This window comes from Aquipuribacter sp. SD81 (assembly GCF_037153975.1).
In the GTDB taxonomy this organism is placed as follows: Bacteria; Actinomycetota; Actinomycetes; order Actinomycetales; family JBBAYJ01; genus Aquipuribacter.
In genome coordinates, this window is the sequence record NZ_JBBAYJ010000044.1 from 1 (window position 1) to 11,068 (window position 11,068).

Annotated in this window: 11 protein-coding genes; 3 read left to right on the forward strand and 8 right to left on the reverse strand. The window is 77.1% G+C overall.

Annotation, left to right across the window (positions count from 1 at the left end):
• The 8 genes from panC to WAA21_RS17290 form a co-directional block, all read right to left on the reverse strand.
• The coding region (panC, locus tag WAA21_RS17255) for a pantoate--beta-alanine ligase (RefSeq protein WP_442893311.1) at positions 1-666 on the reverse strand (666 nt) is incomplete at its 3' end.
• Positions 667-676: 10 nt separating this feature from the next.
• Positions 677-1,573, reverse strand: a complete 897-nt coding sequence (locus tag WAA21_RS17260) for a Rossmann-like and DUF2520 domain-containing protein (protein ID WP_336924098.1) — start codon at positions 1,571-1,573, stop codon at positions 677-679.
• A gap of 562 nt (positions 1,574-2,135) precedes the next feature.
• On the reverse strand, positions 2,136-3,776 hold the full coding sequence (locus WAA21_RS17265; protein WP_336924089.1) for a PH domain-containing protein: 1,641 nt from the start codon (positions 3,774-3,776) through the stop codon (positions 2,136-2,138).
• Positions 3,773-4,378 (reverse strand): PH domain-containing protein, encoded by a 606-nt coding sequence (locus WAA21_RS17270; RefSeq protein WP_336924090.1) that lies wholly within the window; start codon positions 4,376-4,378, stop codon positions 3,773-3,775. Before WAA21_RS17270 ends, WAA21_RS17265 begins: the two co-directional genes overlap by 4 nt.
• A gap of 79 nt (positions 4,379-4,457) precedes the next feature.
• Positions 4,458-5,243 carry a hypothetical protein gene (locus WAA21_RS17275; RefSeq protein ID WP_336924091.1) on the reverse strand — a complete coding sequence of 262 codons (786 nt, stop codon included), beginning with the start codon at positions 5,241-5,243 and terminating at the stop codon, positions 4,458-4,460.
• 280 nt (positions 5,244-5,523) lie between these two features.
• Positions 5,524-6,513 (reverse strand): ABC transporter substrate-binding protein, encoded by a 990-nt coding sequence (locus tag WAA21_RS17280; protein WP_336924092.1) that lies wholly within the window; start codon positions 6,511-6,513, stop codon positions 5,524-5,526.
• Positions 6,514-6,681: 168 nt separating this feature from the next.
• Positions 6,682-7,425 (reverse strand): ABC transporter permease, encoded by a 744-nt coding sequence (locus tag WAA21_RS17285; RefSeq protein WP_336924093.1) that lies wholly within the window; start codon positions 7,423-7,425, stop codon positions 6,682-6,684.
• Positions 7,422-8,129 (reverse strand): ABC transporter permease, encoded by a 708-nt coding sequence (locus WAA21_RS17290; RefSeq protein WP_336924094.1) that lies wholly within the window; start codon positions 8,127-8,129, stop codon positions 7,422-7,424. Before WAA21_RS17290 ends, WAA21_RS17285 begins: the two co-directional genes overlap by 4 nt.
• On the opposite strand from WAA21_RS17290, the gene WAA21_RS17295 reads away from it, so the two are divergent.
• The 3 genes from WAA21_RS17295 (at position 8,106) to WAA21_RS17305 (ending at position 10,958) form a co-directional block, all read left to right on the forward strand.
• A complete protein-coding gene (locus WAA21_RS17295) occupies positions 8,106-9,323 on the forward strand; it encodes an ABC transporter ATP-binding protein (protein WP_442893312.1) in 1,218 nt (405 codons plus the stop codon). The two genes, WAA21_RS17290 and WAA21_RS17295, sit on opposite strands and share 24 nt — an antisense overlap.
• Before the next feature lie 133 nt (positions 9,324-9,456).
• Positions 9,457-9,654, forward strand: coding sequence for a BatC protein (locus tag WAA21_RS17300; RefSeq protein WP_336924095.1), 198 nt, complete (start codon positions 9,457-9,459; stop codon positions 9,652-9,654).
• A gap of 107 nt (positions 9,655-9,761) precedes the next feature.
• The gene (locus tag WAA21_RS17305; protein ID WP_336924096.1) at positions 9,762-10,958 is read left to right on the forward strand and encodes a cupin domain-containing protein; all 1,197 of its coding nucleotides are present in this window, start codon (positions 9,762-9,764) and stop codon (positions 10,956-10,958) included.
• Positions 10,959-11,068 lie beyond the last annotated feature (110 nt).

Genomic DNA, 11,068 nt, shown 5'->3' on the forward strand with positions numbered 1-11,068 from the left:
GCCGGCGCCGGCGGCCGAGGCCTGCTGGGCGGCCCGGCCCGCGGCGGGCAGCGCGGCGGCCGCGGCGCGTCCCGCGGCGTCGAGGCGCACGTTGCGGCTGGACAGTGCGAGCCCGTCCGGCTCGCGCACCGTGTCCTCGGCGACCACGCGCACGTCGAGGGCGAGGTCGCCGACCGCGCGCCGCACGAGGGCGAGCTGCTGGCGGTCCTTGCGGCCGAAGACGGCGACGTGCGGGCGGACGAGGTGCAGCAGGACCGTCACGACGGTGAGGACGCCGTCGAAGTGCCCGGGACGGCTCGCTCCCTCCCAGCGGGCGCCGAGCGGCCCGGCGGCCACGCGCACCGAGGGCTCCCCGTGCGGGTAGACGGCGTGCGCGTCCGGGGCGAAGACGACGTCGACGCCCTCGCGGGCACACGCCTCGACGTCGGCGTCGAGGGTGCGGGGGTAGGCGGCGAGGTCGCCGGCGTCCCCGAACTGCAGGGGGTTGACGAACACGGTGACGAGCACGTGGTCGGCCTCGCGCCGCGCGCGGCGCACGAGCGCGAGGTGGCCCTCGTGCAGCGCGCCCATCGTCATGACCACGGCGACGGTGCCCGGCAGGCCGTCGCGGACCGCGGCCAGCGAGGCCCGGTCGCGCACCACCACGGGACCGCCGGCGCTCACCACGCCCGGAACGCTACCCAGGCCCGTCGAGCGCCCGCGCGACGGCCTCGCCCGGCTCCGGTGCGAGCCTGCCGCCCGCCACCGCCCGCGCGAGGGTGGCGCGGGCGAGCGCGCGGTACGTCGGGAGGACGTGCTCGGCGCCGGGGCGGGCGGCGTCCGCGGCGGCGAGCGCCGCGACGTGCTCGGCCACCGTGCCCGCGTCACCACGGCGGACCGGTCCGGTCAGCGCCTCGTCGCCGCCGCGGACCGCGCCGTCGAGCGCCGCCTGCGCGAGCGGGCCGAGCAGGCCGGCCGGCGCCTCGACCCCGGCGTCGAGGAGCACCTGGCGTGCCTGCGCGAGGACCGTGACGAGGTGGTTCGCCGCGTGGGCGAGCGCCGCGTGGTAGGCCGGACGGACGGCCTCGGGCACGACGACCGGTTCCGCGCCCATCTCGATGACGAGGGCCTGCGCGACCGGCAGGACGGCCGCGGGCGCGGTGACGGCCATGCTGCAGCCGGGCAGCCGGGACAGGTCGAGGCTCGTGCCGGTGAACGTCATCGCCGGGTGGACCGCCAGCCCGATCGCACCGGCCGCCGTGGCCGGGGCGAGGACGGCGGTGCCGAAGCGGCCCGCGGTGTGGACGACCAGCTGGCCGACCTGCCACGCGCCGGTGGCGGCGAGCCCGGCGACGAGGTCCGCGAGCGCGTCGTCGGGCACCGCGAGCAGCACGAGCTCGGCCCGTCGCACCACCTCTGCGACGTCCAGGCGCGGGACGCCGGGCAGCAGCTGCTCGATGCGCTCCCGGCTGGCGTCGCTCACCCCGGACGCACCGACCACGGCGTGCCCGGTGGCGCGCAGGGCCGAGCCGAGCACCGCCCCGACGCGACCGGCCCCGACCACGCCGACGCCCAGCCGTCCCGCCTCGCGCACCACGGGCCAGCACCCTACGGCGCCGTGCCAGCATGCCCGCATGCGTGCGACCCCCGACCCCGCCGCGCGACACCCCGCCCGCCCCCCGCTCGCGCTGCTCCTCGTCCTCGCCGTCCCTGCCGGGCTCGCCGTCGCCGGGTGCGGCGACGCGGCCCCCGACGTGACGCCGGTGACCGTCACGGTCACCGCGGCCCCGTCGCCGGCGTCGCCGGCCTCGTCGGTGGGGTCGACGGGGTCGGCGGCCGCTGCCGCACCGTCGGCGAGCGCGGCACCGTCGGCGGAGGCCTCCCCGGAGCCGTCGGTCGACCTCGCCGCGCTGCCGCGCCTGGAGCGCGGCTACGACGTCGCCCTGGTCGAGGGCACCTCGAGCGCGGGCGGAGGCACCGTGCTGTCGATCGACCGCCTGACGGTCGCGGGGCTGGACGACGCCGTCCTCGCGAGCGAGGGGACGGACGTCTACGTCGACGAGGGCGACCGCTTCAGCAACCAGACGGTGCGCTTCTACGAGGTGGGCGTGAGCCCCGAGGCGCGCTTCTTCCTCACGACGTGCGAGCGGGACGGCTCAGGGCAGCCGGCCATCAGCTCCTCGCCGGTCGACCTCGCGCAGTTCCTCGCCGCGCCCGGGCTCGACGGCACCGCCGTCACGCTCGTCTACGAGGACGGGCTCGTCGTGCGGGGCGAGACCAACCCCCGCTGCTGAGCCGCGACCGCGCATCCAGCGCTCGGGGCCGGCCAGCGCGCGGGCGGCGCGGGAGCGCTCGACCTGCTCCCACAGCGCCCGCTGCGCCTCCTCCGGCGCCAGGTGCGGCACGAGGGGCGTGACGGGTCCCGGGGTCGAGTGCAGGGCGAGCGTCGCGACGCCGAACCGGCGCTGCAGCGGGCCCTGGGTGAGGCCGAGGCTCTGGGTGCGGGCGTGCGGCACGACGACGAGCACGCGGTTGAGCAGGCCCGACCGGGCGAGGAAGACCTGGTCGGTGACGGCGTAGCCGATCCGGCGCCACGCGAGCAGGTCGAGCCAGCGCGCGCGACGCGGCACGGTGGTGAAGCCGCCGTCCGGGCCGGAGCCCTCGAGGCCGCGGACCACGGCCGACCAGCCGCTCGTGTCGGCGCCCGGCGTGACGAGGCCGAGCAGGGCCCGCACGTCGTCGCGGGTGCCGACGGGCAGCAGGACCGCGCTGGAGGACGCGGTCTCCGCGGACTGCGCGTACCCGGCGATGTTGACCTTGACGTGCCACCAGTCGAAGGAGCGCCACAGCCACGACTGGCTCACCTGCACCGCCTGCACGCGCCCGGGCGGCACGGTGGCGGCCCGGGTCTCGGTGAGGCCGGCGCGCACGCGCAGCCCGTCGGGCGACACCGCGACCCGGAAGCCGAAGGACCTGGCGAACTGGTTGGCCGTGGAGAACACGAGGAAGATCAGCGCCCCCGGACCGATGGCGGCGAACGGCGCGACGACGGCCGTGAGCGGCACCTGCGGCAGCACGAGGGCGACGACCACGCCGACGAGCGCGAGGACGGCGACGACGATGAGGACGATGCTCGTGCCCGTCAGCGCCGTGCCGGCGACGAGCCTGCCGACGGGCACCTGGACGACGTCGGTCTCCGGCGCCTCGGGGGCCTCGTCGGTCTCGTAGTCCACCCCCGCGGCCGCGGCGAGGAGGGCGTTGCGCAGCCGCTGGGCCTCGGCCTCCTTGAGGTACTGCAGCCGCACCTGGGAGTCCGCGCCGCCCGCGACCTCGATGCGCACCTCGGCGAGCCCGAAGAGCCGGCCGATGAGGGGCTGCACGACGTCGACGGCCTGCAGCCGGTCCAGACGGGCCTGGCGCTGGTTGCGGCTCAGCACGCCCGTGTGGAGGTGGACGGCCTCGCCGTCCACCTTGTACCGCGCGACGCTCCACGCGACGACGTTGCCGATGACGACGAGCACGGCGACGGCGAGGACGCCGCCGACCTGGAGGCCGAGGCCGCCGGCGCGACCGAAGCGGTCGGTCACGTCGCTGGGCCCGAACCCCTCGAAGAGGTTGTTCACCACGATCGCGAGACCGGCGACCAGCGCCACCCAGCCCTTGACCAGCGGGGTGACGGGGTGCAGGCGCCGCCAGTCGGTCTGGCGGAGCACCGGCCGGCCCGGCTGGTCCGGCCGGCCCGGCTCGTCCGGCCGGTTCGGCTCGCCCGGCCGGCCCGGGGCCGTCGGTCCGCTCACAGGCCCGCCAGCTGGGCCTGGCCGGCCTGCGTGAGACGGTCGCGCAGGCGCGCGGCGGCCTCCGCCGTCAGCCCGGGGATGGTGGCGTCGGTCGACGCGCTCGCCGTGTGCAGGCGGACGGTCGCGAGCCCGAGCGCCCGGTCGACCGGGCCCGCGCTCACGTCGACGTACTGCATGCGCCCGTACGGCACGACGGTCAGTGCGCGGAACATGAGGCCGTGCCGGACCAGCAGGTCCTCCTCGCGCTCGGCGTACCCCCACGCGCGGACCTGCCGGGGCACGACGAGCAGCGCCACGACCGCGACGACCACGCCGGGGACGACCGGCAGGGCGACGAGCCAGCCGAGCGGGTCCCCCGCGAGCAGCGCGAGGACGCCCGCGACCACGACCGTCACGAGCAGGAACACCCCCGCGCCCGCCAGCCGCACCCACACGAGCCGCGGGCTCACACGCGACCAGCGGACCCCGACGGGGTCGAAGGGCTCGCGGCCCGGCGCGCCGCCCGGCAGGACGTCACCCGTAGGCGGGACGCGTGGCGGCACCGCGTCGGGCGCGGCCGGGGGGACGGCGGGCGGCTGGTCGAGTGGGGGCTGCTCCTGCACCCCCCGATCCTCCCTCACCCGAGCCGGGCACTCCCCCGTGGACGGCGACCCCGCGGCGGACAGCGGGTCACGGGCGCCCTCACGCGACGTCGCGGCGGTCGCGGGCCTCGCCCGGCCGTCGCGGACGGGACGGCACGCGGCCCTCGGCGGAGTGGGAGGTGGCGTCGACTGCGGTGGCCGGTTCGGGCCCGAGCGCCGGGTCGGCGGCGTGCCGGCCGCGACGGACGGGGGCGTCGAGCGCCGCGTCCTCGGGACCGAGGCCGGCCTCGAGGAAGGCGTCGAACACCCGCAGGTCGACGCTGGCGCCGCTGCGCTGCCCGCGCGACGCCGGGGGTGCGGTCGTCTCGCCGGGGTCGGCGGACCGCTCCGCCGCCGTGGTGAGCCCCGCGAGCGCCGCGGCGGCCTGCTCGCGCACGGCCTCGGTCTCGCGGCGTGCGGCGGCGGCCTGCTCGCGCACGGCCTCGGTCTCGCGGCGCGCGGCGGCGGCCTCGGCGTCCGCCACGGCGAGCGCGGCACGGGTCCCGTCGAGCGCCGCGACCGCAGCGGCGCGCTCCGCACGGGACCGCGTGAGCTCCTCGCGCGTCGCCGTCAGGACCGCGCGGGACGTCGCGAGCTCGACGCCCACCCGCCGCAGCCTGCGGCGCGTGGCCTCGAGCTCCGCGGCGCCGTCGGCCTCCCGGTCGGCGAGGTCGCGCGCCCGGTCCGACAGCGCCCGCAGCCGGAGGTCGGCGACGGCGAGGTCCGCCGCGGTCCGGCGCCGGCGGGCCATCTCCCGCACGAGCGCGGCCCGGGCCCGGCCCAGCGCGTGACCGAGGACCCCGGCGGGCAGCAGGGTGGCGGCGGCCATGAGCGCGGTCCCGGCCACCGGGTCGAGCGTGGAGCCGACGAGGACACCGCACACGCCGGCGGCCGTGAGCAGGACCAGCGCGGGGGAGCCGGACCGGTCGAGACCCCGGCCGGCTCCCGGGCGGGGCCGACGGCTCCGAGGCAGCGCGAGCTGCCACCACCGTCGACGCGGAGACGCGCGATGCCGCCCGGACACGGTCACCGATCGTAGGCAGCGGTGACGCCGCTACGAGGGAGCGCCACGCCGCGGGCCCGGCACCGCGTGCGCGGTGCCGGGCCCGGTCGGGTGGGGCTGCGGCTCAGCCGCCGAGCAGGCCCTCCTCCTCCAGGAAGCTGCGGGCCACGTCGTCGGGCAGCTCGCGGTCGGCGTCGACCCGGCGGTTGAGCTCGGCGAGGTCCTCGGTCTCCAGGACGTCGGCGAGGGAGTTGAGCGTGTCGACGAGCGTCTGGTCCTCGGCGGACTCGGCGTTCACGACCGGCACGAGGTTGTCGGCCAGCTGCAGGCTCTGGTCGTCCTCGAGCAGCACGAGGCCGTCGGCCGCCAGGGTGGCGTCGGTCGTGCCGACCAGCGCCATGTCGGCCGTGCCGTCGACGACGGCGGCCTTCGCCTGCGGGCTGCCGAAGCCGAGCGGCAGGACCTCGGTGACGTCGAAGCCGTACGTCTCCTCGAGCCCGGGCTCGCAGAAGGGCCGCGTCGGGCACTCCTCGGTGGCGGCGAGGACGATCTCCGGCTGGAAGGCGGCGTAGTCCGACAGCGTCGTGATGTCGTTCTCCGTCGCCACGGACTCCTGGATCGCGTAGCCGTTCTGGCTGGAGGCCGCCGCCGGCTCGAGCACGACGAGCCCCAGCTCCTCGGCCAGCGGCCGCATGGCCTCGACCGTGGTCTGCGCGTCGTTCGTCGCGACGACCTCCGCGTCGGGGCCGTTGACCTCGCGGTTGAGGTACTCCGCCATCGTGGCCGCGTACTCCGGCACCACGTCGATCTGGCCGTTGACGAGCGCGTCGCCGTAGATCTCGCGGGAGTCGCTCGCGACGATCTCGACCTCGTAGCCGGCGTCCTCGAGCAGGGCGGCGTACATCGCCTCCATGATGTTCATCTCGGTGAAGTTCGCGCCGCCGACGACGACGGAGCCGCCTGCGGCGTCACCGCCGCCTGCGCTGGACTCGGCGCCGCCCGGGCTGGCGGCGTCGCCGCCCTCGGCGAGCGGGTCGCCGGAGCCGCACGCGGCCAGGGCGAGGGCGGCCAGGGCCGCGACGGGCAGCAGGGCACGACGGGTGGTTCGGATCATGGGGTGGCTCGCCTTCTGTGTCCCGGGGTCCCGGTCGGGCCCCGCGTGGCCGGCAGTGCAGCCGCACAGGCGCGGCCAGGAATGTCTAACCCAGGCCCCCGACGGTTGCATCCCTGGTTCCGCCCCGCGCCGGTCACGGATCGGTGACGATGCGGCGGGGCCGTCCGCTCAGCCGACCGGCACCTGCTGACGCTCGGGCGTCTCCGCCGCCTCGTCGACCTCGGCCTCCCCGACCTGGCGGCTGTCGCGGGCCGGCGCCAGCCGGCGGCCGAGGAGCTGGAAGCCGACCTCGGCGAGGACCGCGAGCAGCGCGACGAGGACCGCCCCGCCCGTCGCCTCCGCGCTGTCCTGGTTCTGCAGGCCGCTGCGGATGAGCCGGCCCAGCCCGGGCCCGGCGATGAAGGCGGCGACGGCGAGCGTCGCCACCACCTGGGCGGTGGCGATGCGCAGCCCGGCGACGAGCAGCGGGACGGCGAGCGGCAGCTCGACCCGGAACAGCACCTGCCGCCCCGTGAGGCCCATGCCGCGCGCGGACTCCACGAGGTCGGGGTCGACCGCGCGCATGCCCGCGTACGTGTTGGTGAGGATGGGCGGGATCGCGAACACCGTGAGCGCGATGACGGACACGAGCGTCGCCTGTCCCACGCTGAAGGGCCCGATCACGAGGATGACGAGCAGCGCGAGCGTCGGCACCGCGCGCCCCAGGTTGGCCAGCGCCGTGGCGAAGGCACCGCCCCGGCCGATGTGGCCGAGCCACAGCGCGACCGGCAGCGCGACGGCCGTGGCGACGAGCACGGACACGAGCGAGACCCACACGTGCTCCCACACGCGGGTGTCGATACCGCCCGGACCGCCGTAGTTGGCGGGGTCGAGGAACCACGCGACCGTCCGGCCGAGGACGCTGTCGCTCATGCGGCCGCCCTCCCCCGGCTCCACGGCGTCAGCAGCTTCTGCGCGAGCAGCAGCAGGCCGTCCAGCACGAGGGCGAGCGCGACGACGAGGACCGTCGCGGTGAGCACCTCGGCGCGGAAGCTGCTCGACAGGCCCTGGAAGATGAAGTTGCCGAGCGCGCCGTAGCCGATCAGCGACCCGACCGTGGCGAGCGCGACCGTCGACACCGTGGCGATGCGGATGCCCGCGACGATCGTCGGCACGGCGAGCGGGAGCTCGACCGACCACAGCCGTCGCAGCGGGGTCAGCCCCATCCCGTCGGCGGCGTCGACCGCGTCGGCCGGCACCTCCTGCAGCCCGGTGAGGATGTTCCGCAGCAGGATCGCGAGGCTGTAGATCGCGAGGCCGATGATCACCGTCGTCTGGCTGAGCCCCGTGACCCCCAGCAGGAGGATGAACAGGGCGAGCGACGGGATCGTGTAGAGGATCGTCGCCGCCCCGACCACGAGACCCTCCAGCAGCCGCGAGCGGCGGGCGAGCAGGGCGAGCGGCATGGCGACGACGAAGCCGAGCGCCACCGCGGCGACCGTCACGTACACGTGGTTGCCCAGCGCGTCGAGCAGCAGGTCCTGGCGGGTCCGCACGTACTCGGGGCAGATCCACGCGTTGCGCTGCAGGCACGACTCGGCGACGCTCATCGGGTGAGCGACCAGGGTGACCGGCACCTCCGCGACGCTACCGGCGACGCCGCGCCGGCGCCCGACCAGGCCGACGTCATGATCCGGCTCCGCGGTGTCCGCAAGGAGTACGCCGACGGCACGGTCGCGGTCGAGGCGCTCGACCTCGACGTGCGGCGCGGGGAGCTCGTCGCGCTCGTCGGGCCGTCCGGCTGCGGCAAGTCGACGATCCTCCGCATGGTCAACCGGCTCATCGAGCCGAGCGGCGGGTCGATCGAGGTCGACGGCACCGACGTCATCCACGCCGACGGGCCGACCATGCGCCGCGGCATCGGCTACGTCATCCAGTCCGGCGGGCTGTTCCCCCACCGCACGGTGCGCGACAACGTGTCGACCGTGCCGCGCCTGGTCGGCTGGGACAAGCAGCGGACCCGTACGCGCGTCGACGAGCTGCTCGGCCTCGTGGGCCTCGACGCCGAGCGCCACGGCCCCCGCTACCCGCACGAGCTGTCCGGCGGGCAGCGGCAACGGGTCGGCGTCGCACGCGCGCTCGCGGTCGACCCGCCCGTGCTGCTCATGGACGAGCCGTTCGGCGCCGTCGACCCGCTGGTGCGCGACCGGCTGCAGATCGAGTTCCGGCGGCTCCAGCAGCGCCTGGGCACCACGGTGCTGCTCGTCACGCACGACATCGACGAGGCGGTCCGGATCGCCGACCGGGTCGCGGTGCTGAGCGTCGGCGGGCACCTCGAGCAGTTCGACGCGCCCGCGGTCGTGCTCGGTGCACCCGCCTCCGACTTCGTCGCGGACTTCGTCGGCGCGGACCGCGGGCTGCGGCGCCTCGCCGTCACCCCGATCCGCGACGAGGACCTCGTGCACCCTCCCGTCGTGCAGGTCGGCGACAGCACCGACGAGGTGCTCCGCCTGCTCGAGGCGTCCGACCTCGACTACGCCGTCGTGCTCGACGGCGACGACCTGCGCGGCTGGGTGTCGCAGGACGGCCTGCGGCGGGGGGCGACGGTCGGTGAGGTGCGCCGCCGCTTCGACGAGACCGTCGACGTGCGCGACAGCCTCAAGACCGGTTTCAGCGAGATCGTGCAGCACGACGCCGGCTGGCTGCCGGTGCTCGACGGCGACCGCTACCTCGGCGTCCTCACGCCGGAGTCCGTGCACACGGCCCTGCGACGGCTGCTGCCGGACCGGGTCGACGGCGAGCTTCCCCGCGTGGAGAACCTCGCGGTCTGAGCGCGCCACCGGGACCGCTCGCCCCGGCGCGCCCGCCTCGTCTCGCGGGCCGGGCGGCGCCGGTCCATGCTCGCCGTGGGCCGGCTCGTGCCGGTCCGCCACAGCACCGCACACGGCTGATCCAGGAGGAACCATGGCGCTCGACGACGAGATGACGACCAGCACCGGCGACGGCGGCGCGGACGGCGGCGCCGACGGCGGCGCCCACGGCCCGGCCGACTCCGGCGCCGGGGGCGTCCCCGGTGAGCACGACGGCGGCGCGGACGGCGGCGCGGACGGCGGGGCCGACGGCGGCGCCCACGGCCCGCTCGACAGCGGCGCGGACCGCTGACCACGACCACCGACGGCGGGCGCCGGGCGGTCCTCCAGGACCGTCCGGCTCTCGCCCGCTGCACCGCCGTCCCGACGGCCGAGTTCGCCGAGCGGGTGTGGGCGCGGGTGCCCTCGCTCAGCACCGCGGCGGACCTGCCCCGGGACTTCACCGACCTGCTCGACCTGGACGACGCCGACGCGCTGCTGTCGCAGCAGGGCCTGCGCACCCCGTTCCTGCGCCTGGCCAAGGACGGCCAGGTCGTGCCCGAGCGGCGCTGGACCGGCGGCGGCGGTGTGGGCGCCACCATCACCGACCAGGTGCGCGACGACAGGGTCGCCGAGCACTTCGCCGACGGCGCGACCGTCGTGCTGCAGGCGCTGCACCGCACGCACGCGCCCATCGCCCGCTTCGCCGCTGGGCTCGCGACGGACCTCGGCCACCCCGTCCAGGTGAACGCGTACGTCACCCCGCCGCAGAACCAGGGGTTCGCCTCGCACTACGACGTGCACGACGTCTTCGTGCTGCAGGTGGCCGGCGAGAAGCGCTGGCGCCTGCACGCCCCCGTCGTCACCGACCCGCTGCGCGACGACCCGTGGACCGACCACCGCGACGCCGTGGCCGCGCGCGCGGCCGAGGAGCCGTACCTCGAGGCCGTCCTCCGGCCCGGTGACGCGCTGTACCTCCCCCGCGGCTGGCTGCACGCCGCGACCGCGCTCGGCGAGGTGTCGGCCCACCTGACCGTCGGGGTGCACGTCCGGACCCGGGCCGCGCTCGTCGAGCAGCTCGCCCGCCTCGTCCTCGACGACCCGGCGCTGCGGGAGACCCTCCCGCTCGGCGTCGACGTCACCGACGCCGACTCGCTCGCCCCCCACCTGCAGGCCACGGTGGCCGCCCTCGTCGAGGGGCTGGGCGACGTGCGGGCGGGGACGGTCGCCGAACGGCTGACCCCGGGCGCGCTCGCCGGCAACCGGCCCGCGCCGCTGGCGCCGCTCGCGCAGGCCGCCGCGGTCCGGGGCGTCGGCCCCGACACCGTCGTCCGCACCCGGCCCGGGCTGGCCCACGTGCTCCGGGACGGCGGCGAGCGCGTCGAGCTCGTGCTCGCCGACCGACGGGTCGGGGTGCCGGCGCGCGCCCGCGAGGCGCTCCTGCGGCTGCTCACGGGAGAGGACGTGGCGGTGTACGCGCTGCCCGGGCTGCCCCCGGAGGACGCGGTCGACCTCGTGCGCCGGCTGCTGCGGGAGGGCGTCGTCATCCCGACCGACGGACTCCCGGCCGACGGGCTCCCGGCCGTCGTCCCGGCCGTCGGGCAGCCGGACGCGTGAGCGTCGCGCAGCGACCGCTGCGCGGCGCCGGCGCGTCGCCGCGGCCGCTGCGCTGCGCCGACGCCGCCGAGGAGCGGGGCGACCCGCGCACCGGCACCGCGGCCCCGGCG